Annotated in this window: 21 protein-coding genes; 16 read left to right on the forward strand and 5 right to left on the reverse strand. The window is 42.6% G+C overall.

Annotated features, from left to right (window positions below):
- Positions 1–81 precede the first annotated feature (81 nt).
- A complete protein-coding gene (locus J3P40_RS07455) occupies positions 82–2,034 on the forward strand; it encodes a KUP/HAK/KT family potassium transporter (protein WP_256004258.1) in 1,953 nt (650 codons plus the stop codon).
- 196 nt (positions 2,035–2,230) lie between these two features.
- On the opposite strand, the gene J3P40_RS07460 is transcribed toward J3P40_RS07455, so the two are convergent.
- From J3P40_RS07460 to yihA, 4 genes are read right to left on the reverse strand one after another with little or no spacing between them, the layout of a single operon-like run.
- Positions 2,231–4,174 carry an amino acid permease gene (locus tag J3P40_RS07460; RefSeq protein ID WP_256004262.1) on the reverse strand — a complete coding sequence of 648 codons (1,944 nt, stop codon included), beginning with the start codon at positions 4,172–4,174 and terminating at the stop codon, positions 2,231–2,233.
- An 8-nt stretch (positions 4,175–4,182) separates the two neighbouring features.
- A complete protein-coding gene (locus J3P40_RS07465) occupies positions 4,183–5,895 on the reverse strand; it encodes a M3 family oligoendopeptidase (RefSeq protein ID WP_256004264.1) in 1,713 nt (570 codons plus the stop codon).
- An 8-nt stretch (positions 5,896–5,903) separates the two neighbouring features.
- Positions 5,904–6,764: a UbiA-like polyprenyltransferase gene (locus J3P40_RS07470; protein WP_256004265.1), complete on the reverse strand. Its 861-nt coding sequence runs from the start codon at positions 6,762–6,764 to the stop codon at positions 5,904–5,906.
- Positions 6,761–7,399: a ribosome biogenesis GTP-binding protein YihA/YsxC gene (gene yihA, locus J3P40_RS07475; protein ID WP_256004266.1), complete on the reverse strand. Its 639-nt coding sequence runs from the start codon at positions 7,397–7,399 to the stop codon at positions 6,761–6,763. The genes J3P40_RS07470 and yihA overlap by 4 nt, the downstream gene beginning before the upstream one ends.
- 50 nt (positions 7,400–7,449) lie before the next feature.
- Between yihA and ubiE the strand changes: the two genes are divergently transcribed.
- The 14 genes from ubiE (at position 7,450) to J3P40_RS07545 (ending at position 20,871) form a co-directional block, all read left to right on the forward strand.
- Positions 7,450–8,181: a bifunctional demethylmenaquinone methyltransferase/2-methoxy-6-polyprenyl-1,4-benzoquinol methylase UbiE gene (gene ubiE, locus J3P40_RS07480; RefSeq protein WP_256004267.1), complete on the forward strand. Its 732-nt coding sequence runs from the start codon at positions 7,450–7,452 to the stop codon at positions 8,179–8,181.
- Positions 8,178–8,909, forward strand: a complete 732-nt coding sequence (gene porT, locus J3P40_RS07485; RefSeq protein ID WP_256004268.1) for a type IX secretion/gliding motility protein PorT/SprT — start codon at positions 8,178–8,180, stop codon at positions 8,907–8,909. The genes ubiE and porT overlap by 4 nt, the downstream gene beginning before the upstream one ends.
- A 43-nt stretch (positions 8,910–8,952) precedes the next feature.
- The gene (locus J3P40_RS07490; protein WP_256004269.1) at positions 8,953–9,711 is read left to right on the forward strand and encodes an SDR family NAD(P)-dependent oxidoreductase; all 759 of its coding nucleotides are present in this window, start codon (positions 8,953–8,955) and stop codon (positions 9,709–9,711) included.
- Positions 9,712–9,721: 10 nt separating this feature from the next.
- Positions 9,722–10,168, forward strand: coding sequence for a GatB/YqeY domain-containing protein (locus tag J3P40_RS07495; protein WP_256004270.1), 447 nt, complete (start codon positions 9,722–9,724; stop codon positions 10,166–10,168).
- A gap of 106 nt (positions 10,169–10,274) precedes the next feature.
- Complete coding sequence (locus tag J3P40_RS07500; protein ID WP_256004271.1) at positions 10,275–11,039, forward strand: alpha/beta fold hydrolase; 765 nt, start codon at positions 10,275–10,277, stop codon at positions 11,037–11,039.
- Positions 11,039–11,701 carry a CBS domain-containing protein gene (locus J3P40_RS07505; RefSeq protein ID WP_256004272.1) on the forward strand — a complete coding sequence of 221 codons (663 nt, stop codon included), beginning with the start codon at positions 11,039–11,041 and terminating at the stop codon, positions 11,699–11,701. Before J3P40_RS07500 ends, J3P40_RS07505 begins: the two co-directional genes overlap by 1 nt.
- Positions 11,702–11,727: 26 nt before the next feature.
- Entirely contained in the window at positions 11,728–12,609 is an 882-nt protein-coding gene (locus J3P40_RS07510) for an NAD kinase (protein WP_256004274.1), read from the forward strand.
- A gap of 1 nt (position 12,610) precedes the next feature.
- A complete protein-coding gene (gene porG, locus J3P40_RS07515; RefSeq protein WP_256004275.1) occupies positions 12,611–13,429 on the forward strand; it encodes a type IX secretion system protein PorG in 819 nt (272 codons plus the stop codon).
- 19 nt (positions 13,430–13,448) lie between these two features.
- Positions 13,449–14,189, forward strand: coding sequence for an undecaprenyl pyrophosphate synthase (gene uppS / locus J3P40_RS07520; protein ID WP_256007058.1), 741 nt, complete (start codon positions 13,449–13,451; stop codon positions 14,187–14,189).
- A gap of 63 nt (positions 14,190–14,252) precedes the next feature.
- Positions 14,253–16,805, forward strand: coding sequence for an outer membrane protein assembly factor BamA (bamA, locus tag J3P40_RS07525; RefSeq protein WP_256004276.1), 2,553 nt, complete (start codon positions 14,253–14,255; stop codon positions 16,803–16,805).
- A 13-nt stretch (positions 16,806–16,818) separates the two neighbouring features.
- Positions 16,819–17,358 carry an OmpH/Skp family outer membrane protein gene (locus J3P40_RS07530; RefSeq protein WP_256004277.1) on the forward strand — a complete coding sequence of 180 codons (540 nt, stop codon included), beginning with the start codon at positions 16,819–16,821 and terminating at the stop codon, positions 17,356–17,358.
- A gap of 23 nt (positions 17,359–17,381) precedes the next feature.
- Complete coding sequence (locus tag J3P40_RS07535) at positions 17,382–17,945, forward strand: OmpH/Skp family outer membrane protein (protein WP_256004278.1); 564 nt, start codon at positions 17,382–17,384, stop codon at positions 17,943–17,945.
- Between the two features lie 53 nt (positions 17,946–17,998).
- Complete coding sequence (gene murI / locus J3P40_RS07540) at positions 17,999–18,838, forward strand: glutamate racemase (RefSeq protein ID WP_256004279.1); 840 nt, start codon at positions 17,999–18,001, stop codon at positions 18,836–18,838.
- A 131-nt stretch (positions 18,839–18,969) separates the two neighbouring features.
- The gene (locus J3P40_RS07545; RefSeq protein WP_256004280.1) at positions 18,970–20,871 is read left to right on the forward strand and encodes an amidophosphoribosyltransferase; all 1,902 of its coding nucleotides are present in this window, start codon (positions 18,970–18,972) and stop codon (positions 20,869–20,871) included.
- A 33-nt stretch (positions 20,872–20,904) separates the two neighbouring features.
- Here J3P40_RS07545 and J3P40_RS07550 read toward each other — a convergent pair whose 3' ends face one another.
- Positions 20,905–21,525 (reverse strand): LysE family translocator, encoded by a 621-nt coding sequence (locus J3P40_RS07550; RefSeq protein WP_256004281.1) that lies wholly within the window; start codon positions 21,523–21,525, stop codon positions 20,905–20,907.
- A 120-nt stretch (positions 21,526–21,645) separates the two neighbouring features.
- Here J3P40_RS07550 and J3P40_RS07555 point away from each other — a divergent pair, with 120 nt between their 5' ends.
- Positions 21,646–23,082 (forward strand): MFS transporter, encoded by a 1,437-nt coding sequence (locus J3P40_RS07555; protein WP_256004282.1) that lies wholly within the window; start codon positions 21,646–21,648, stop codon positions 23,080–23,082.
- The last annotated feature ends 33 nt before the right edge of the window (positions 23,083–23,115 follow it).

Genomic DNA, 23,115 nt, shown 5'->3' on the forward strand with positions numbered 1-23,115 from the left:
ATAATGGCGTTAGGCTCATTTTAATAAAAATGAGGTGAGGTTAGAATTTGTTGTAATTTTGTCGCCTAAATTCATGCAAAAGTGTCAAGTCAAAAGCATTTAAATGCGCTAACCGCCGGCGGGTTGCTGGTAAGCTTAGGAATCGTTTATGGAGATATCGGTACATCTCCGCTCTATACACTCAAGGCGATTTTCAAATCAGTAATAGACAGTGGTCAAATCATTGATACGGAATTAGTGCTTGGAGCGCTTTCCTGTATCATTTGGACGCTCACCTTACAAACAACCGTCAAATACGTATTGATAACGCTTCGAGCTGACAACAAAGGTGAGGGCGGTATATTTTCGCTTTATTCCTTAGTTCGAAAGAATGCAAAATGGCTGGTAGTGCCCGCTGTCGTAGGCGGTTGTGCTTTGTTAGCAGATGGGATTATAACTCCAAGCATAACAGTTACTTCGGCGATCGAAGGTTTGCAGCTAAAGTTTCCTGAGGTTCAGGTCATCCCAATCGTTCTCGCAATTATCACGGTTCTTTTCATCATACAGCAATTTGGGACTAACCTGGTTGGTAAGCTGTTTGGTCCTGTTATGTTATTTTGGTTCAGTGTATTAGGCTTGCTCGGATTCTTGTTTGTTATTCAGGATATATCTATTCTACGCGCACTGAACCCTTATTATGCCGTCAAACTTATTTCTGTAAGCCCCACTGCATTATTAATATTAGGAGGCGTATTTTTATGTACTACCGGGGCAGAAGCCCTATATTCTGACATGGGCCATTGCGGTCGCAAGAATATCCGTATTAGCTGGATTTTCGTTAAAGCGATGCTTATCCTTAACTATCTCGGACAGGGAGTTTGGGTTTTGCATCATGGGGGCTTCAACAGTGATATTAATCCGTTTTTTGAGATCGTTCCCCAAGGCTACCTGCTATTCATGGTGGCTTTGGCTACCTGCGCCGCGGTGATAGCGAGCCAGGCTATGATCACCGGATCCTTTACATTGATATCAGAAGCGGTCAGGCTTAATCTCTGGCCCAAGGTCAGGATAAACTATCCAAGTAATCAAAAAGGGCAGATCTATGTGCCCTCTATCAATTGGATTTTGTGGGTAGGCTGTATATGTATCGTGCTGGTTTTCCGAAGCTCCACAAATATGGAAGCAGCGTACGGATTGGCAATAAATATCACGTTTTTGGCCACTACAATTTTAGTCGCCGCTTATATGAAACGAAAAAAAGTACCAACCTATGCTATTGTCGCCTTTCTCGTTACCTATGGCTTAATTGAAGTTACTTTTTTGGTCGGTAATCTTGCAAAGTTCCTGCACGGCGGCTGGGTTACTGTGATGATAGGGATGGCGCTCTTTACGGTAATGTGGAGTTGGTATATCGCAAGAAAAATAAAAAACCGTTTTGTTAAATACGTCGAAATCGAAGACTATTACCAAATCATAAGTGAGCTAAGTTCCGACATTTCAGTACCGAAATATTCTTCTCAGCTTGTTTATCTAACCAGTGCCAACTTTAAAACGGAGATTGAATCAAAGATTATCTATTCTATCATTCAGAAAGAACCCAAGCGAGCGGACATTTACTGGCTCGTACACGTAGATGTAGTTGACGAACCGTTTACTAGAGAATACAAGGTGGAGTTTTTAATCCCGGGAAAGCTGATTCGTATAGACTTTAAATTAGGGTTCCGGGTTGAGCAGAGGGTCAACCTCCTATACCGAAAGGTTGTAGAAGAGCTTGTTAAAAATGGTGAAGTCGACATTACAAGTCAGTATACTTCTTTGAACAGGCATAAAATTGCGGGTGATTTCAGATTTGTACTATTGGAGAAGCACCTTTCCAAGTTTTCTAATCTATCTTTCTATGAACGCACGGTGATGGATTATTATTTTATTTTGAAGAGGTTAAGCCTTTCAGAAGAAAGAAGTTTTGGTCTTGATTCCAGTTATGTCGATGTAGAAAAGGTACCGTTGATCTTCGTAACGCCTGATGACATCGAACTGAATAGATTGCCGGCATAAAAAAAGGCTCCGGGCGGAGCCTTATTGAAGGTACTCAAACCAACAATTATAGGGATAATTAGGAGGGGTAATTCAACAATGCCTTTGAGTATTGTTGAATTTTAAATCTAATGTAGAGATATATTCTCAGAATGTAGAATATATTTGAAAATAAATTCAAACGTTATTAATCTTTGGTGCTTTTGGGGAATTTCCTCTACGTTTCTGCACGTCGTAATTTACTATGCTTATACCCGTAGAGAAAATATACGACAAGACCTACGACCAGCCATACTCCGAACCCAATCCAATTGGAAATACCTAATTCGGACATCATATAAAGGCAACTGAGTAATCCTAGTACTGGGATTAAAGACAATTGCTCCTTAATGCAATAATATAATACGATCAGGCAGATGCTCAAAAATATCCAGGTAGGTATTTTATGTTTAAACAAAGTCCAGCCGTATTCATATTTTTTTTCATAACTCAGCGCGGAACCAGCCACAAATTTTTCGTACTGATCTAAGGATTGGGCACTTAGATAAGCTTCAAGATCCGTGATAGGGGTTGAAGAGGCAGCCGTCTTATTGCTAATTTCCCTCCCTAATAGCTCTAGTTCGCTTCCATCTAGAGAAGTGATCAACGTAGTAGGATCCTTTATTTTTGGTGTGTTGAATAAAAAGGAAGATGCCTCAGCCTTAAAGAACATCCCGGCCGAAATTATGGCAGCTATGAACCCAATAGGGGCTATATATCTCGAGTTGATATAGGGCGTCCTGAATTTCCCACGCTGTACATCAGTCCGGTTTTGCAAAACCAGCACCCCGGCACAAACTAGAACGAATGCGAATAATGTCCCGATTGAACACAGATCTGTAACCGTCGTTAAGTTTAAGAACAAGGAGGGTACTGCAACAACAAAGCCAACTACGATAGTTGAAAATGAAGGGGTTTTATAGATGGGGTGCAGCCTGGAGAAAGATTTCGGAAGAAGGCCGTCTCTGCTCATGCTCATCCATATTCTTGGTTGCCCCATTTGGAAAACAAGCAATACGCTGGCCATAGCAAATATCGCACTCACGGCGATAACTCCGCTTAATAAACGTAAATCTATTTGTTCAAAAACAAAGGCGAGCGGATCCCCTACGGCCAAACGGTCATACCGGACAATGCCTGTCAACACCAGGGCAATAGCAATATAAATCACCGTGCAGATCACGATAGCCCACATCATACCTCTTGGAAGGTCGCGTTGTGGATTTTTACATTCCTCTGCGGTAGTAGAAATTGCATCAAATCCGATGTAGGCGAAGAAAACCGCAGACACCCCTTTCAAGACACCCGATATGCCGTTGGGAGCAAAGGGATTCCAATTGTCTACATCAACATAAAAAATGCCGACTGCCAGCACGAGCAATATGACGGCTAACTTTACAACCACCATTGCGTTACTAGCGTTCCTGGACTCGCGCATGCCACGGTACACCAGCCACGTAATAAATATAATGATACCAAGGGCTGGCAAGTCAGCCACAAAATGGAACCCCGAAATTTGTGGTGCAGTTAACCAGGCATTATTTGCAAGTCGCGTAGCTTCGTCCAGATCTGCATAGCTTTTCCCTGCCTTAAGCAAGCTCTCAGTTTGCAGATGCCCGTTAAAAGCAGTGAGATAATCCATTGTCATCCAGTCTGGCAGATTTATTCCGTCAATCCCGAGAAAAGGTATTCGTAAGGAGGATAGAAGTCCAGTAAAATAATCGGACCATGAAATAGCAACGGTAATGTTTCCGACCGCATACTCCATAATTAATGACCAACCGATGATCCAGGCGACAATTTCACCAAAAGCCACGTACGAATACGTATACGCGCTGCCCGATACAGGTACCATCGATGCAAACTCCGCATATGCAAACGCAGCAAAACTGCAAGCGACTGCCGTAAAAATAAAAAGGAAAATCACCGCCGGGCCGCCGTCTGCACTTGCCTTCCCAATAGTACTGAATATGCCCGCCCCAATTATCGCTGCGATACCGAAAGAAGTTAGGTCTCTAACAGTAAGCGTTCGGTGTAAGGCTGTGCCTTGATCGTCATGACGGTCAGCCGCACCTTCGAGAATTTCAGCTACAGTCTTTTTTCTAAACAGTTTTTTAAGCATGTATCTTATTAGTCTAGCTTGTCAAGTTCTACTTTAATAAAGGTCGCCAATTCGGTAATGTATGATAGGCTGAAATCAAAAGGTATCCCTGCAGTTTTGTATATATCGCCAATTGGCTCGCTGTAACCAAGAGATAAGGCTTGTAAATATTGCTTCAGCGCAGTATCTGGGTTTTCTTTATAGTTTTTCCACACAGCAATCGCACCTAATTGCGCAATCGCATACTCTATGTAATAAAACGGAACCTCAAAGAGGTGTAATTGCTTTTGCCATAAATTTCCAAGTTCAGATTCAAGTCTACTCCAATCCGCGAATCCGCCTCCAAAGCGCATATAGATCTGCTTAAATGCTTCTTCCCGATCGGTTGCATTGTGACCTGGGTTGGTATATATCCAGTGCTGAAACTGGTCGATTACAGCGACCCAAGGCAAAGTTTTGAGTACATCAGTAAGTTGCTCGCGCTTGGCACGCTGCAATTCCTCCTCATTCTCAAAGTAGATATCCCATTTGTCCATAGACAAGAGTTCCATACTCATGGATGCTAATTCAGCTACTTCTGCGGGGCAGTGTTTAAAGTCATTAAGCTCCAGATCCGCCGTGAGAAAGGTGTGCACAGCGTGTCCGCCTTCGTGAACCATCGTTGTCAGATCGCGTAACGCATTTGCTGAGTTCATGAATATAAACGGGGCACCGGTTTCAGCCAGCGGATAATTATACCCTCCCGGTGCTTTACCTTTTCGACTATCCACGTCAAATAAATTATTCGCTTTCATGACAGTTAACATTCGTCCTAGTTGCGGGTCGATGGCATTGAAGCACTTGATTGTTTTGTCGATCAGATCCGAGCCATCTCTGAAGGGTTTTAAGGCTGGTTTTCCGGAGGTGTTTACATCCAAATCCCATGGTCTCAATTTATTGATCCCTAGACGTTCGGCACGTTTTTCGGCCTGACTCCGCAATATAGGAACGATCTCCTTCTCTATCGCTTCATGAAACTGATAACAGTCCTGAGGGCTATAGTCGAAGCGGCCAAGAGCTTGGAACATATAATCTCTATAATTTTCAAGGCCAGCGTTAAGCGCAACTCTATGCCGCGTCGCCACCAACTCATCAAAAAGGATATTGAGCTCGTCCCTGTCGACCAGCCGGCGCTGTTGTATCGCTCTCCACGCGTGTTCGCGTACGGCTCGGTCGGTGTCTTTTATAAAGTTCGAAGCCTGTTCAAGCGTATATTCGTGATCATTGATAACTACACTCATCTTACCTGTCACCGATTGATATTTTTGTTGGGTAACCTGAAGTTTGGTCAGCAAATCGACGTTTTCATCCCGGTATATTTCTATCGACTTCCTTATTCCGCGGATATATACAAAGTATTTGGCTTGGTCTAATTCATCTATGAAGGGACTATCGTTAAATTTACGGTTAAGCTGGTTTGCTATCGGAGATACCTTTGGCTCAATCTGGGTCGCAAAGTATTGAAAATCTTTAACAAGCTCTTCGTCGGTCGTATCGCAGGTCATCCTTATATATCTCCATGCAAAATCCTCCTCAAGTGCTGCTTCGAGCTCGCTCTTATCCTGAAGCCATTTTACGAGCTGTTGAACATTATCAATATTCCGGGTTAAAAGTTCGTTGAAGATCGGCTCCAGGCTATCCCATGTCATAGTAAGATCATCGGGAACATAATTTCTTTTCTTTTTAGTCAGAGTCAAGTCCATTGTAAATATTAATGAGTTGTTCTAATGAAAATGTCAACAAGGAAGCAAATGGCAAAAATAACGGATGCATAGCCGTTAGTAGTTGCGAATGCCTTGTTAACCTTACTTATATCTGAGGGTTTTACCAAACTGTGCTGATAGATCAGCATGAAACAGAAGAAAGCAACACCTACATAGTAAAAATAACCAAATGCTATAAAAAACACAGGAATAATAACACACGCTGCCGATAACATATGCAGCGCTATTGATAATCTTAATGCGCCTTTTCTTCCGAGGACCACAGGAATTGATCGTAATCCTTCACCGCGGTCAAACTCCTCGTCCTGAAGTGCATAAATGATGTCAAAACCACTCACCCAGAATAGCACGGCAAAGGCATAAAGAACAGGCACGACTTCAAAAAAGCCTGTCACAGCAACAAAAGCACCCACGGGAGCCAACGCTAGACCCGCCCCCAAAACAAGATGACAAAACACCGTAAATCGTTTTGTGAAGCTGTAAAACAGTACAACAAACAGCGCTATCGGTGACAAGTACAGGCACAAGGGGTTAATAAGTGCGGTAGTTCCCACAAATAAAACAGCGTTAATGATTACGAACAACAGCGCCTCGTTGGCCGAGACCTTGCCCGCCGGGATGTCGCGCATAGCTGTCCGGGGATTTTTAGCATCAATATATCTGTCGAGATAGCGGTTAAATGCCATAGCCGAATTTCTCGCAAAAACCATACAGAACAGTACCTTCAATAGCAGATCCCATTCGAATGACGTCTGTACAGTGGTGACTCCAAGAAAAAAGCCGATCAATGCAAATGGCAGTGCAAAAACAGAATGGGCAAAGAGCACCAGGGAAAAGTATTTTTTCATGGCAGTGGTTCCTTTTTCGCGCTACTCGGTTGTGGCATAACAAAATCCAGGTTGACTGCTGAAACAAATTCTAGTATATTTTCCCTGCCCAGCCCGGTTTCGGAAGAAGTTATGAAGTAAGATGGGATCACTTCGAACCATTCACTAAGGGCCTTTTTAAAGAGAGATACATGTTTGTCTGTCTTCGATGCAGACTGTTTATCGGCTTTAGTGAATATCAGAGAGAAGGGTATCTGGATTTCTCCCAGCCAGTAACAAAATTCAAGATCAATCTTTTGCGGCTCAAGGCGGCTGTCGATTAAAACAAAAACGCATTGCAGGCTTTCACGCTTGGTGATGTAATGGCGAATAAATTTTTCCCATTGTTCCCTGCTGCTTTTTGATGCTTTCGCATAACCATATCCCGGCAGATCGACGATATACCAATCCTGGTTGACCAAAAAATGATTAATCAGTTGTGTCTTCCCGGGTTTCTGGGAGGTTTTAGCTAACCCGTTTTGTTTTAAGAGCGTATTGATCAACGATGATTTTCCTACGTTTGATCTGCCAATAAAAGCATATTCAGGGAGGTTAGGTGGGGGCAAGGCTGAAACCTTCGTGTTACTGCAAACGAATGCTGCCGATTTTATAATCATATACAAAGGTAGAAAATTAGTTTTCAACAATACTTATCTTTGCCTCATACATGAACGAAAACATTACACCGTACCAATCAGACACCGTTGCTAAAAAGGAGCAGGTGGCGACAATGTTTAATAATATATCCAGGACATATGATTTTTTAAATCACTTCATGTCTTTAGGTATCGATATAATATGGCGTAGACAGGCAATAAATACGTTAAAGGCATCTCGTCCGCGGGTCATTTTAGATGTAGCTACCGGCACTGGTGATTTAGCTTTTCAAGCAATAAAGACCTTGCATCCGGAAAAGATAATTGGTGTCGACATTTCGGAAGGTATGCTCAATATTGCACGCAGCAAAATAAATGCCCGCGGTATGGCGCACGTCTTCTCCGTGCAGACCGGGGACTCTGAAAGTTTAGGCTTCGAGGATAACCACTTTGATGCGGTTACTGTTGCATTTGGTGTCAGGAACTATGAAAATCTGCAAAAAGGGCTGTTAGACATGTATAGAGTACTTAAACCCGGCGGAAAAATTGTTATTCTGGAATTTTCCAAGCCCCGGATATTTCCTGTAAAACAGCTTTATAATCTTTATTTTAAATGTATTACACCATCGCTGGGGCGGATTTTTTCCAACGACTCAAGAGCATATTCATATCTTCCTGAGTCTGTTTCAGCTTTCCCCGATGGGTCTGACTTTACAGCACTGTTAGAAAAAGTAGGGTTCATGCAAACAGAAGAAAGGCGGCTCACCTTCGGTATCAGTGCCATCTATACTGGTATTAAATGAAGTTAGCGTATGTACCCCTTTTTTTATTAATCTTCATCAGCCCCTGCGCCTTGGGGCAGAACTGGGGAGGCGGTGTGGATGACACAGATATCCATTTTGGGTTCACATTCCAGTATATTTCATCCGAGTACAAAATATCTAAAAAAAGTGATTGGCGATCTGTGTACGAGGACAACATCGGACAAGGAGTACAACCTGGTGAGCTCAGGGCGTTATATTCAGAAAGTACCCCCGGTTTCGGTATCGGTTTTGTGGTGAACAAACGCGTAAACAGTCATTCAGATCTGCGATTCACGCCAGTGTTGGCATTTAGTGATAAGCTATTGCGATATCAGTACGTGAATGCTGACCAGAACCAGGAAAAGAAAGTCAACGGAACGCTGGTAGAGCTGCCCTTAAGTTTTAAGCTTAAGTCCGACAGGCGGACAAACTTCAGGGCCTACATGCTTGGTGGTGTAAAGTTTACTGCAGACATATCGTCCAGAAAGAAAACGAACAATAGTCTGGTTACCGATCCGGCAGAGAAATTCATAAATTCCAAACGGGGCTATTTTTCCTATGAGACCGGGGTGGGCTTCGATCTTTATTTTGAGTATTTTAAGATGTCACCAGAAATAAAATTATCATACTCGGCTGGCGATGTCTTACAACATGAAAATCATCGTTTTGCTTCTCCAATTGATAAACTGAATTTGAGAAATCTGACCTTCAGTTTGTTTTTTGAATAGCGCAGGTTCAAAAATTTTTAGCTTTGTCTCTAAATTATTCATCATGTCAAAAATTGCATTAATAACGGGCGCCACCTCCGGCATTGGCGCGGCATGCGCAGATTTGCTTGCGGCAAATAGTTATCACCTGATATTAGTGGGTCGGCGCGCAAATAAGCTAGATGAAGCCGCTCTTAAACTAACAAAGCGGTACGAGGTAGAGGTTAAGAAGGTTGTGGCAGATGTAAGAAATCTGGAAGAAATCTCCGCTTGTTTTGAGGCACTTCCATCCGGATGGAAAAAAATAGATATTCTGATCAATAACGCCGGCTTGAGCCAGGGTTTAGATCCCATCCACCAAGGAGACATTGCCGACTGGAATACCATGATTGATACTAATGTAAAAGGACTTTTATACGTTACCAGGCTCGTTTCACCATGGATGGTAGCGCAAAAAAAAGGTCATATCGTCAACATAGGGTCAATTGCCGGGCACGAAGTTTATCCCAATGGTAACGTTTACTGTGCAACGAAAGCTGCTGTCGATGCACTTAACAAAGGAATGCGTATAGACTTATTGCCCTATGGCATCAAAGTTACCGCAATCAGTCCGGGAATGGTGGAGACTGAATTTTCCAAAGTTCGTTTCAAGGGTGATGAAGGTCGGGCAAGGAAGGTGTACGAAGGCTTGGATCCGCTCACCGCGGGCGATGTAGCAGAAGCGGTTTGGTTTGCAGTTAGCAGGCCAGCTCACGTAAATATTAATGAAATGCTTATTATGCCTGCAGCCCAGGCTAGCGCAACTATAGTTGATAGACGATAAATACGATAATATGATAGGGAAAAATATAGATCAGGAAATAAAAAATGCCATGCTGGCTAAAGATCAGGCGAGGTTACGAGGATTGAGAGCAATTAAAGCAGCTTTTTTGCTTGCTAAAACAGAAAAAGGATCTACAGACGAGATTTCAGAAGAAGGCGAACTGAAAATTTTGCAGAAGTTGGTTAAACAGCGCAGGGAGTCAGCCGATATTTATAAGCAGCAGGGCAGAGAGGATTTGAGTGCCATCGAAGAAGAAGAAATCGCCGTTATAAGTGACTTCATGCCTAGCCAGTTGGATGCAGAGGCTGTCAGAAAAGTCATCTCCAGGCTTATCGAAACTTCCGGTGCTTCCTCTATGAAAGACATGGGGAGGATTATGGGTCTTGCTAATAAGGAGCTCGCGGGAAAGGCGGATGGGAAGCTTATTGCCGAAATAGTAAAACAAGAATTGGCATAAATTGTGTGTTTTTGCTGGAGTCTATTCTTAAAATAAGTGTTCGAAATTGCATTAAATTGATTCCAGCGCACTAACTTAGTAGCGTACTATCTACATTGGTCAAAATATGAAATACGAAGTAATAGAAAGTGACGGGTTCAAATATATAGAGGCTGGGAAGGGAGAAACCCTAGTATTACTTCATGGCTTGATGGGCGAATTAAGTAACTGGGAAGATGTGATCGATCGTTTTAAAGATCGCTATCACATTCTTGTTCCCATATTACCTATATATGAATTGCCAATCCTCACGTTGGGGGTGAAGAGCCTTTCCAAATTTTTGCACAGGTTTATTAAATATAAAAGGTTACCGCAGGTAGTTCTTATTGGAAATTCCTTGGGCGGTCATGTGGGGCTTGTTTTTACTGTTGCGCATCAGGAGCATGTTAAAGCTTTGGTTTTGACAGGAAGTTCTGGTTTGTATGAAAATGCATTCGGAGGTTCTTTTCCAAGGCGCGAGAGTTACGATTATGTCAGAGAGAAAGTTGAGTTTACTTTTTATGACCCCGCTACAGCTACAAAGGAACTTGTTGATGAGGTTTTCAGAAGCATAAATGAGCGGTCAAGGGTAATACGCATACTAACCTTGGCTAAATCCGCAATCCGACACAACATGGCTAAAGAACTTCACAGAATTACAATACCTGTATCCCTGATTTGGGGCAGGCAGGATAAAGTAACGCCTCCCGAAGTAGCGGAGGAATTCCATCAACTCTTGCCTAATTCTGAACTTAATTGGGTAGATTTATGTGGACATGCACCCATGATGGAGCGACCTGCAGAGTTTAATATGTATTTGGAGAAATTTCTAACCCGAGTATTACTAAAATAATGTTTGCGTCTGAACTCATATCTAACACCATTCCGCCGCTTCGGACGTCCGATTCAGTTCAGAAGTCTCTGGAACGGATGACAGAGTTCAAATTATCCCATCTGCCTATAGTAAACGAAACACAGTTTCTCGGATTACTTGCCGAAGAAGAACTTATCGAAATAGCTGATCCAGACACCGCCATTGGTGCATTACCGTTGTCAATTCTCAATCCATTTGTGTTTGAGGACGCCCACATGTACGATATCATAAGGCTGTTTAATCAGCTTCATCTCTCTGTAGTTCCAGTTCTCGATTATAAGAAAAACTACCTGGGTTTAATTTCGGGTAATAATATACTGGAATACATCTCAAACCTATACGCCGTAAAGGAGCAGGGAGGGATTATTGTTCTCGAGATCAGTAATAGAAACAATTCTTTGGCGCACATGGCCCAGATTGTTGAGGCAGATAACGCGCAGATACTGTCCTCATACGTACAATCGTTTCCTGAATCCACAAAGCTAGAGGTTACATTGAAGATTAACCGGACCGATCTTTCTGCAATCATAGCCTCATTCGAACGCTTCAATTATCAGGTAAATGCTGTGTTTAACACAACAACATCGGATAATGGTACCGCTGATAGGTATAATTCTTTGATGAATTATCTAAATGTCTAAGTGTCATAAATAATGGATATTTTTTAATGAGGATAGCAATCTATGGCAGAGAATTTAATAACAGCGTGCTTCCGTATGTTCAGGAGGTGTTTGACGTATTAAACGCCCATGAGATCCAGACACTTATTTACCACCCTTATTTAGTGTTTGTTCGAAACAAGGTGAAGCTGCCAGATAACATTTTAATTTTTAGAAACCATCAGGAACTATTAGGACAGGCCGACGTTTTTTTAAGTCTGGGGGGCGATGGTACTTTGTTAGATACGCTGTCCCTTGTCCGTGATTCAGGCATACCTGTAATAGGAATAAATTTTGGCCGCCTCGGGTTTTTAGCCAGTATAAACAAAAATGACATACGCGCCGCCATTGCGGCGTTGCAAAGGCAGGAATATGCGCTCGACCAACGCACATTGCTTAGGCTCGAGTCTAGCGAAAAACTGTTTGCTGAGGAGAACTTTGCGTTGAATGACGTTACGATTCATAGGAGAGATAATTCAGCCATGATGATTATCCATGCCTATATGAACAATGAGTTTGTAAATTCATACTGGGCAGACGGTCTCATTGTGGCTACCCCCACGGGCTCTACAGCCTACTCTTTAAGTTGTGGCGGACCCATCATTTATCCGAACTCTCAAAATTTAGTTATTACACCGATAGCTCCCCATAACCTCAACGTCAGACCATTAATAATTCCAGATGACGTATCTTTAACTTTCGAGATTGAGGCGAGGAGCGCTAAATTCCTTGTATCCTGCGATTCCAGGACTGTTACAGTAGACAAATCCGCAAAAATTGTTCTGAGCAGGGCAAAATTCAATATAAATCTTATTAGGCTAAATACTGAAAGCTACTTAACTACCTTAAGAAATAAATTACTATGGGGTATTGATACCCGAAATTACTAAGATGGGAAAGCCAGCGTGGACAGTCACCATAATATTACTCTTTCTCAACCTCGGCCTTAAAGCACAGGTACTTGAAGTAGGCGCTGGGATTGGTGGTTCCGGGTATGTAGGCGATCTGAACGTCAATAGGCTACTCAAAATCAGCGGGATATCGGCAGGAGGGTATGTTAAGATGAATTTTGATGCCCACTGGTCTCTAAGCGCAAACTATACCTATGGAAAGATACGTGCAAACGACCTTAAATCTGATGAGCCTGAATTTAGACAACGAGGGCTTAACTTTACTACAGCACTCAATGAGGCAAGTCTACAGGTTGATTTTAATTTTTTCGACTACTTTGCAGGGGGCGGGAGAAGAAAATTTACACCATATCTTTTCGTGGGGGCGGGTGGTATCTTGTTTAATCCCAAGGCCAATTATTCAAAGTACGACCTTTACGATGTGGTATTGAGACATTACAGGACGGAGGGTCAAAATGTAGTATACCGCAATTACGCGTTCACTGTACCTTATGGCGCAGGCCTGAAATTTCAACTTAAGGAAAACTGGGGACTATTTACCCAGATTGGATACAGGACGGCTTTTACAGATTACATAGACGATGTAAGCAAAACCTATCCCGGAGAAAACTACTGGGAGGTTGCCGGTTTTAAGCCTGAACGCATTAATGAAGCCAAATCCCTGTCGAACCCCTCCCTGCAAAACTTTGAAAGTCTGCAATATACTCAACGAGGCGATTTTAGAAAAAGAGATACATATATGTTTGTTGGTATTGGCATATCTTATACCTTTGTGTCCCAAAAATGCTATACATTTTAAGTATATCGAAGAATAATTGATGGGTTTCAGAGAACAGATTGATCTAACAAAGTTACCAGAGCATATTGCAATCATTATGGATGGCAATGGTCGCTGGGCAAAAAATCAAGGAAAGATAAGGCATTTCGGACATGAAAGCGGTGTCCTGTCAGTTAAAGACATTGTTGAAGGCTGCGCTGACATCGGAATCAAGTACGTTACAGTCTACGCTTTTTCTACCGAAAACTGGAACAGACCTATCGAAGAAGTAAATGCACTGATGGAATTACTCATTTCCACAATCAATCAGGAGACGCCTACGTTGACAAAAAACGACATAAAGCTTAATGCTATAGGTGATATTGCTTCATTGCCTCAAAAATGTATAGAGGATCTCGCCAGTGCTATGGAAAAAACGTCCTCTAATAAAAGATGCACGCTGACTCTGGCGCTTAGTTACAGTGCAAAATGGGAAATCATTAATGCCGCAAAAAAACTGGCCGAGAAAGCTGTTCGTGGCGAGTTAAAAGTTGAGGATATCAATGAACATCACTTCTCGGCTATGTTGACCACAGTGGACATGCCGGATCCTGAACTAATGATCAGGACCAGTGGAGAACACAGGGTAAGTAACTTTCTACTCTGGCAGATGGCATATACCGAGCTTTATTTTACAGATAAGCTTTGGCCAGACTTCAGACGCGAAGATTTGTTTGAAGCCATCGTCGATTATCAAAAACGTGAGCGACGCTTCGGTAAAACTAGTGAACAAGTCAACTAATTTTACTTTTAACACTTTTTAACATGTGTTTAAATTAACTTAGCATCGATTTTAAGAATCTAAATGAAAAAAATAATATACCAGCTTACAGTACTGTTGTTGCTGAGTTTGCCAGCATTGGCGCAGATAACACGGCCGCAAATAAACCCGACATTACCATCTCTTAAAGTTAAAGGTACTGATCTAGACTATTTTAATCCTAGGGAGTATATTATCGGAGGCATTACACTTGCCGGCACGGAACACCTGGATAAGGACGTGATTATAGCACTTACCAAGCTATCAAAAGGGGATAGAGTTCTTTTACCCGGAGATGCCACTGCCAACGCAATCAAGAATCTTTGGGCTCAGGGGTTGTTCGAAGACATACAGCTAGATATTGAACGGATCGTTGAGGATACCGTATATTTTGATATCAAAGTCGTCGAGCGCCCGCGTCTCGGAGGGTTCGAAATAGAAGGCGTAAGTAAATCCCAGAAAACGGATATTCTCGAGAAGCTGGGAGATAAGAGCGGTAAGTCAATTATCAACGAGAATCTATACAACACCACAACGGCTGTTATTAATAAATATCTTTCTGAGAAAGGGTATTTCTTTACCTCGGTTGACTATGCTACCAAGCCAGATCCGAGCATAGACAATGGGATGATACTCCAGGTAACTATTGACAGAGGCAGAAAGATGAAGGTTAAGCAAATCAACTTTACGGGAAATAAGGATTTTTCAGATGCCAGATTGAGAAAGTTCCTGAAGAAGACCAAGCAACAAGCCTTTTACAAACTATTTGGTTCCGGAAAGTTCAGTAAAGAGAAATATGAAGAGGACAAATTGAAGCTTATCGCTGAGATGCATAAACGGGGTTACCGTGATGCGGCTTTATTAAAAGACAGCATCTATCCATATAATGAGAAGTCGGTCGGAATCAACATCGATCTTTTTGAGGGACCTAAGTATTATTTCGGCAATATCACATGGGTGGGGAATGCAAAGTATACAACCGAAATGCTCGAGAAAGCTCTGGGAATTGAGAAAGGCGAACTTTTCAGTGAGGAGAAGCTTGAAACCAAATTGCGCGGAAGCGCAAACGGGGACGATGTTTCGAGTATTTACCTGAATGATGGCTATCTGACTTTTAGCGCGGAGCCAGTTCAGACACGGATATATAATGATACCGTTGATATCGAAATGCGCATCTATGAGGGTCCGCAGTATACAAACAACCGTATTACAGTTAAGGGAAACACGATTACAAATGATCGAGTTGTGCTTAGAGAGATCAGAACAAAACCAGGCGAGAAGTTTTCAAAAGATCTTTTGATCCGTACTGTACGTGAGATCGGCCAGCTAGGTAATTTTGATGAGAGTAAAACTGTACCGACTCCGCGACCAAATCCTGCTGACGGAACTGTCGATATTGAGTACACTGTAGAGGAGAAACCTTCAGACCAGATCGAACTTTCAGGTGGTTTCGGCGGGGGTAATATAATTGGAACGCTTGGGTTAACATTCAATAATTTTTCGTTGAAGAACCTGTTTAACCTGGACGCGTATAAGCCGCTACCAAAAGGCGACGGGCAAAGGTTGAGTCTCCGTGGGCAGACGAATGGTAAATATTACCAGTCATACAGTTTTTCGTTTTCCGAGCCATGGCTTGGTGGTAAAAAGCCAATCAGCTTTGGTATAAGTGCTTTTACTTCCTTACAATCGAATGGTTTTCGCAATAGACAGAGTCCAGAGTATTCTAAGATCCGTTTAAACGGTGTAACGGTTAGTTTAGGAAGAAGATTAAATTTCCCGGACAATTATTTCCAACTCACTCACGCGATAAATGCACAACAATATATTCTGAATAACTACCCAGGCTATCTGTTTAGAAATGGAACATCTTTCAATTTCAACCTTACTCAGGAACTTAGCAGGGATTCCAGAAATTCGCCGATATTTCCTACTGAAGGTTCAATATTCAGATTTTCTATACAAGCCACTCCACCATATTCGTTGTTAAATAATGTTAACTATGCAACAGCTTCCGATAAAGAGCGTTATAAGTTTACTGAATATCATAAGTGGAAGTTTGAAACCCAATGGTTTCAGCGCTTAGCGGGTAAGTTTGTAGTGAAGGCTCAGGCCCAGTTCGGCTTTCTTGGTTCTTACAACCAGGCTGTTGGACAGTCGCCGTTTGAGCGGTTTAAGTTAGGGGGAGACGGAATGCAGGGATTTGATTTCTTACAAGGGTCTGAACTAATCGCAATGCGCGGTTATGCTAACAACTCTGTGATACCGGTAGGATCTAATCCTACGGTCGCGCAGCAGTCCGGCAGTCCGATATTTACCAAATATGTCATGGAGCTTCGGTATCCTGTCATCGCCAGTCAGCAGGCTACAGCGTTCCTTGTCGGCTTTGCAGAGGGAGGTAACACGTGGGATAAGTTTGGCGACTTCAACCCTTTCAACATTCGTCGTTCGGTAGGTTTGGGTGCAAAAATATTTTTACCGATATTCGGCATGCTGGGAATCGATTATGGATATGGGTTTGATAAGATTCCCGGTATTCCTGACGCCAACAAGGGTCAGTTCCATTTTAGTATAGCGCAACAATTAGGAGGATTTAATTAACAGGAGAAAAGTGATGAAGAGGATTTTATTTGCGGCGTTGCTGCTTTTTTCAGGGTTTGGTGCATTTGCACAGAAGTTTGCTTATGTAGATACCGAGTATATCTTAAAACATTTACCGGAGTACAAGTCTTCACAAAACCAACTTAGCGTAATGTCAGAACAATGGCAAAAGCAGCTTGACCAGCAGTTTGTAGCGATCGATAAGATGTACAAAGCCTATCAGGCGGACCAGGTTCTTCTTACAGAAGATATGCGTAAAAGAAGAGAGAACGAGATCATAGAAAAGGAAAAGGAAGCTAAAGACTTGCAGCGTAAATTTTTCGGGCCTGAAGGGGATCTTTTCCAGGCCCGCGTAAAGCTATTAAACCCTATTCAGGAAAAAGTGTCGAAGGCAGTAGGGGAGGTAGCGAAAGCAAAGCTTCTTGACTTTATCTTTGACAAGAGCAGTGAAGCAACGATGATGATCTATGCGAGCAGTAGCTATGACGTAAGCAATGATGTAATAGTAAGATTAGGCTATAAGCCAGGTTCTCTGGTAGGTAACACACAGTAAAAATTAAGAAAACAAAAAGAGAGATGAGAAAATTAATGACCGCATTGATGGTAACTGCAGGATTATTTGTAGCCGGCAGTGCTAATGCACAACAAAAGTTCGCACATTTAAATTCAGCATTGGTGATTGATGGAATGGCCGAGGTTAAGGCAGCCAGAACTACGCTTGAGGCTTTCCAAAAGGAGAAAACTGCCGTGATTGAAAAAATGTATACCGAGTATCAGACTAAATTGAAAGCAGCACAAGACAAGCAGAAGACACTAAGCGAGGCAAACAAAGAGGTTGTGGGCAAGGAGCTACAGACGATGGGCACAGAGCTGCAGGACCTTGAAAAGAGAATCGAAGATGCTAGGACGAAGGCACAACAGGAACTTGAACAGAAGAACACAGAATTGTTTAACCCGATTCAGGTAAAGGTAGACAACGCCATTAAAGCTGTCTCTAAGGAGAAAGGTTATGCATATGTGTTTGACACTACAAATCCGGCTTTGGTTTATTTCGACGGAGGTGACGATATCACACCTTTAGTAAAAACAAAACTGGGCGTAGCTCCAACGGCAGCAAATACAACTGCACCAAAAAAATAAGGTTAACTATAAAAACGTTAAATTGCAGGGCTGACTTTTTCAGCCCTTTTTTTATGAAAATTGACGAAGCACCTATAGGAGTATTTGATTCTGGTTATGGCGGGCTTACCGTACTCAAATCGATTATGGGGAAGTTGCCGAAATATGATTATCTTTATCTGGGAGACAATGCGAGATCGCCTTATGGCGATCATTCATTTGAAACAGTCTTTCAGTATACCCTCGAATGTGTCGAGTGGTTCTTTAACCAGGGCTGTCAATTGGTTATTCTCGCATGCAATACCGCTTCAGCTAAAGCATTACGGACGATTCAGCAACGTGTGCTTCCATTTAAATACCCAGGACGCCGGGTTCTTGGGGTCATCAGACCAACAGCGGAAGTTATCGGGACCTATACGGCTTCAGGGAAAATCGGTGTATTAGGAACCAGAGGAACAATCAATTCGCAATCTTACCTGTTGGAAGTCCGTAAATTTTATCCCCACATCGAAGTATACCAACAAAGTTGTCCGATGTGGGTGCCGCTGGTGGAGAACAACGAACACCTGGAGCCTGGAGCAGATTACTTTGTGCAGAAGTACATAGATCTCATCTTCGAACAGGACAACAAGATCGACTGTTTATTATTGGCCTGTACTCACTACCCCTTGCTTGTGCCTAAAATTAAACAGTATATACCAGTTGGGGTTGAGCTTATTGGTCAGGGTGAGATTGTGGCAGACAGCCTTTGCGACTACCTGCGCAGGCACCCGGAGATTGCCAATCGCTTAAGTACAAACGGCGAGGTTAATTTTAGGACCACTGGTGATTCAGCAGCTTTCGATAGACAGGCTTCAATATTCTTTGAGTCGACAGTCAAGTCCAGCCATCTGTCATTAGCTAAAGTGCTTTAGGATGGTTACAACCAAGCATCAAGTCTAGTACCGGTATGATCTTCATGTGAATATCATACTTCGTGACGTTCAATTTCCTTCTAGGTTTTTATTATTATTAGCGGTAAATTTGCGGCTCAATAAACCACCGAATGAGTGATTCAATAAAACATGAATGCGGAATTGCCTTTATCCGCCTTTTAAAACCGCTCTCATACTACCAGCAAAAATACGGAACAGCGCTTTATGGCTTAAACAAGCTATATCTGCTCATGGAGAAGCAACACAATCGCGGGCAGGATGGTGCCGGTATTGCTACCATTAAGCTAGATATGAAGCCAGGTAGCCGCTATATCAGCCGTTACCGGTCTATGGCGCAAAATGCCGTAGCCGATATTTTTGGGTACGTTCAAAACAAGTTTGTGCCTATTCAAAATGAGGCACCGGAGTTGATGGCTGACGCGGAGTGGCTAAAAGCTAACGTAAGTTTTGTTGGAGAAGTTTTATTAGGTCACCTGCGGTATGGTACGCATGGTAAAAACAGTATAGAGAATTGTCATCCCTTTCTTCGCCAGAACAACTGGATGACCAGAAATCTTGTCATTGCCGGTAACTTCAACATGACCAATGTGGATGAACTGTTGGAGCAGCTATACGAATTGGGTCAGCATCCAAAGGAAAAGGCAGATACGGTCACTGTATTAGAAAAGATCGGCCACTTTCTCGACGATGAAAATCAAGAGCTTTTTGATTCTTACAAGAAGGAAGGCTTGACTAACGTTGAAATAACACAAAAGATTTCAGAGCATCTGGACATCGCAAACATATTACGCCGTTCGGCGAAGAACTGGGATGGCGGCTACGCCATAAGTGGTATAGTAGGAAACGGCGATGCCTTTGTATTACGTGACCCTTCCGGCATCAGACCGGCGTTCTATTACCACGACGACGAGATTGTTATCGCGGCATCTGAACGCCCGGCAATCCAGACCGCCTTCAATATTCCGTTTAAATCCGTCAAAGAAATACAACCAGGCCATGCGCTTATCGTTAAAAAGAGCGGTAAAGTAACACAGGAGGTTTTCAGGGAACCTCAGGAAAAGCGCGCCTGTTCATTTGAGCGGATATATTTTTCAAGAGGCAGCGACGCAGAGATTTACCGGGAAAGAAAGCATCTGGGTGCGCTTTTGTGTGGGCAGATTCTGGATGCCGTGCAAAGCGATCTGAAAAATACGGTATTTTCTTTCATCCCTAATACTGCTGAGGTTTCATTTTACGGTATGGTAGAGGGGCTTTATGCCCATATCCGTCGGATTCAAAAAGAGGCTTTGTTGCATCGTAAGGATAAGCTTACAGACGCAGAACTCGATGAATTGCTGTCCATGACTCCCCGCGTCGAAAAACTGGCCATAAAGGATGTGAAATTGAGGACATTTATTACTCAGGACGCAGATCGGCAGGACATGGTCGCGCATGTTTATGATACGACTTACGGTGTAATTAAGAATCACACAGACACGTTGGTTGCAATAGACGACTCTATTGTTCGCGGTACCACCTTAAAGCAAAGCATCATCAAAATTATCGACCGCTTGCATCCAAAGAAGATCATTATTGTTTCCTCGGCTCCTCAAATCCGCTATCCGGATTGTTATGGGATTGACATGTCGAAAATGGGACAGTTTGTTGCTTTCGAAGCAGCAATACAATTGTTAAATGAACGGGGACTAAGCCATATCATTGAGGATGTTTATCAAAAATGTAAAGCCTCCCTGCTTCTTCCAAAAGAGGAAATTGTCAACCACGTTAAAGAGATCTATGAGTCCTTTACTCAAGAAGAGATTTCTGCTCAAATCACTAAAATCATAACCCCTGACAATATAGACGCTGAAGTTCAGGTTATCTACCAGACTCTTGAAAATCTGCATGTGGCTTGTCCGGCACACTCCGGCGACTGGTATTTTTCAGGGAATTATCCAACCCCAGGCGGAAATAAAGTGGTAAATAAAGCTTTTGTCAACTGGAAAGAAGGAAATAACCAGCGGGCGTATTAAGACGGTCAATGGGTAAGGAAGCGAGGTGTTTTCTTACCCCCTGATTACTACCTGGAAGAAAAGGCGTAAAGCAAAGATAAGAATAACGCTCCCGGCTATACGGTTCAAAAGCTGAATGGTATGAGGTTCGATTTTATGTCTTAGTCGCGCAGCATAATATGTTTTCACACAGTCAACCAGCAATTGTGTAGCCATCGCTACTGCAAAAAAGAGTATTTTTTCGTTGAAGTCGTAATGGAGTTGCATCGATATTATTCCGCCCACCATAATCCAGAACATCAGTGTGGTAGGGGATAAAAGGCACATGAAAAAGCCCTTCAGCAAGTAGCCACGTTTCCTAATCCTTGTCACTTCGCTTAAGCTGTAATTAACCTCCACCTTTTTGATCAGATAATACAATCCTATCGCAAACAGGAAAAGGCCGCCAATGATCGATACATATTGATTATAAGCAGCATTATAGTCAACAAACTGGGTGCTGAAAATGGTCAGAGAGATAAAGATAATATCGCTCAAAACCACACCTACGGCAAGCGAGAAACCGGCCTTAAAACCCTTTTCAATGCTCGTTTTGATCATAGAGAAGAATACGGGGCCAGTTAAAAACGAAAATAATATTCCAGCGCCTACTCCATGTAATATTGCCTCAAACATTCAGCTCCTTTATAATTAATGTGCTAATATGCGATTTATAACTCGTCTGTCGTGTTATTATTACACTTTATGTTCTGGTTTTTTTTACTAAGTTTAGCCTTTTAAATAACCAATCTAAACATGAGTGCAGAAAATTTACAAACAAAGTGGGGCCAGTTTATTCCTTTGGTCACGGTTTTCTTTTTTTGGGGCTTCGTTGCAGCTAGTAACGATATCCTGATACCCGTATTTCAGAAAGCTTTTGATCTAACCCAAAGTCAAAGCCAATGGGTTTCCCTGGCCTTTTATATCGCTTATACAGTAGGTTCATTAATCTATGCCGGAATATCTATACTTATTAAAAAAGATATCGTTAACACCATCGGTTACAAAAACTCATTAGCCCTCGGGCTGGTAATATCTGCAGTAGGAACACTCCTGTTTTATCCGGCCGCGAATACGGGTTCATTCCCTTTGATGCTCTCAGGACTATTTATCGTGGCCCTCGGTTTTTCGCTTCAGCAGACCGTCGCTAACCCATTGGCTATTGCACTGGGACCTATCTCTACCGGTTCTCAACGTCTAACGCTTGCCGGCGGTATCAACAACTTTGGTACTACGATAGGTCCGCTAATTGTAAGCTTCGCAATTTTCGGGGCCAGCACAAATGCTACGAGCTCAATCAGTATCGAAAGCGTAAAAGTACCTTACCTTATACTGGGCGCCGCCTTTATAGCGGTTGCTATCTTCTTAAAATTGTCACCGCTTCCCGATCGTCCGCCACTTGTAGAAAGCACCATCGAAGACGCATCGTCAATCAAAGGATCTGCGCTTAAATACCCACAGTTGGTGCTTGGGATGATCGCGATCTTTGTATACGTGGGCGTCGAAGTCTCTACCGCTAGTAATCTTCCTGCCTATATGGAGCGGGAACTTGGTTTCGAGATAAGTGACATTGCACCGTATATTTCACTCTATTGGGCCAGTATGATGATTGGTAGATGGACAGGTGCAGTAGAGGCGTTTACCGACAAGGTCAATATACAAAAAGTACTTCGTTTCGTAGCTCCATATCTGGCATTTTGCATCTTCCTTGGAGTCAACGCCATCGCAAATCATGATCTGGCACCTTTTTATATCTACGCTGCGATAATCCTTATACTGATCATCGCCGATACAGCCAGTAAAGGAAGTCCCGCAAGGATGCTCTTAATATTCTCATTTGTAGGGATCGCGGCCCTGTTGATAGGTATGTTTACCACGGGTATGGTCAGCGTCTACGCAATTACGAGTGTTGGTTTATTTTGCAGTACCCTTTGGCCATGTATATTTACGCTGGCGGTAAGCGGCTTAGGTAAACACACCAGCCAGGGAAGCAGCTTCCTGATCATGATGATCATGGGTGGAGGTATCGTAAGTTACATACAAGGATACGTATCCGAGTTTACAGGGTTGCAGTACAGCTATATAGTTGGTATACTCTGTTTCGCATACCTGGCGTTTTACGCATGGAAAGTCAGTGGTATTTTGCGTAGCCAGGGTATCAGCTTTGACAAGAAAGTTTCAGGCGGACATTAATTTTTTAATCATATATATTAGCCCCGGGATATC

Origin of the sequence: Pedobacter deserti (assembly GCF_024436415.1) — a bacterium.
In the GTDB taxonomy this organism is placed as follows: Bacteria; Bacteroidota; Bacteroidia; order Sphingobacteriales; family Sphingobacteriaceae; genus Pedobacter; species Pedobacter faecalis.

Excerpts from the sequence above, each read along its gene's own strand:
- J3P40_RS07495 (WP_256004270.1), top strand. The coding sequence starts at position 9,722 with ATGATAGGGAAAAATATAGATCAGGAAATAAAAAATGCCATGCTGGCT.
- J3P40_RS07465 (WP_256004264.1), bottom strand. The coding sequence starts at position 5,895 with ATGGACTTGACTCTGACTAAAAAGAAAAGAAATTATGTTCCCGATGAT.
- J3P40_RS07490 (WP_256004269.1), top strand. The coding sequence starts at position 8,953 with ATGTCAAAAATTGCATTAATAACGGGCGCCACCTCCGGCATTGGCGCG.
- J3P40_RS07505 (WP_256004272.1), top strand. The coding sequence starts at position 11,039 with ATGTTTGCGTCTGAACTCATATCTAACACCATTCCGCCGCTTCGGACG.
- J3P40_RS07510 (WP_256004274.1), top strand. The coding sequence starts at position 11,728 with ATGAGGATAGCAATCTATGGCAGAGAATTTAATAACAGCGTGCTTCCG.
- J3P40_RS07555 (WP_256004282.1), top strand. The coding sequence starts at position 21,646 with ATGAGTGCAGAAAATTTACAAACAAAGTGGGGCCAGTTTATTCCTTTG.
- uppS (WP_256007058.1), top strand. The coding sequence starts at position 13,449 with ATGGGTTTCAGAGAACAGATTGATCTAACAAAGTTACCAGAGCATATT.
- porT (WP_256004268.1), top strand. The coding sequence starts at position 8,178 with ATGAAGTTAGCGTATGTACCCCTTTTTTTATTAATCTTCATCAGCCCC.
- J3P40_RS07530 (WP_256004277.1), top strand. The coding sequence starts at position 16,819 with ATGAAGAGGATTTTATTTGCGGCGTTGCTGCTTTTTTCAGGGTTTGGT.
- J3P40_RS07550 (WP_256004281.1), bottom strand. The coding sequence starts at position 21,525 with ATGTTTGAGGCAATATTACATGGAGTAGGCGCTGGAATATTATTTTCG.
- yihA (WP_256004266.1), bottom strand. The coding sequence starts at position 7,399 with ATGATTATAAAATCGGCAGCATTCGTTTGCAGTAACACGAAGGTTTCA.
- J3P40_RS07545 (WP_256004280.1), top strand. The coding sequence starts at position 18,970 with ATGAGTGATTCAATAAAACATGAATGCGGAATTGCCTTTATCCGCCTT.
- porG (WP_256004275.1), top strand. The coding sequence starts at position 12,611 with ATGGGAAAGCCAGCGTGGACAGTCACCATAATATTACTCTTTCTCAAC.
- J3P40_RS07500 (WP_256004271.1), top strand. The coding sequence starts at position 10,275 with ATGAAATACGAAGTAATAGAAAGTGACGGGTTCAAATATATAGAGGCT.
- ubiE (WP_256004267.1), top strand. The coding sequence starts at position 7,450 with ATGAACGAAAACATTACACCGTACCAATCAGACACCGTTGCTAAAAAG.
- J3P40_RS07535 (WP_256004278.1), top strand. The coding sequence starts at position 17,382 with ATGAGAAAATTAATGACCGCATTGATGGTAACTGCAGGATTATTTGTA.
- bamA (WP_256004276.1), top strand. The coding sequence starts at position 14,253 with ATGAAAAAAATAATATACCAGCTTACAGTACTGTTGTTGCTGAGTTTG.
- J3P40_RS07460 (WP_256004262.1), bottom strand. The coding sequence starts at position 4,174 with ATGCTTAAAAAACTGTTTAGAAAAAAGACTGTAGCTGAAATTCTCGAA.
- J3P40_RS07470 (WP_256004265.1), bottom strand. The coding sequence starts at position 6,764 with ATGAAAAAATACTTTTCCCTGGTGCTCTTTGCCCATTCTGTTTTTGCA.
- murI (WP_256004279.1), top strand. The coding sequence starts at position 17,999 with ATGAAAATTGACGAAGCACCTATAGGAGTATTTGATTCTGGTTATGGC.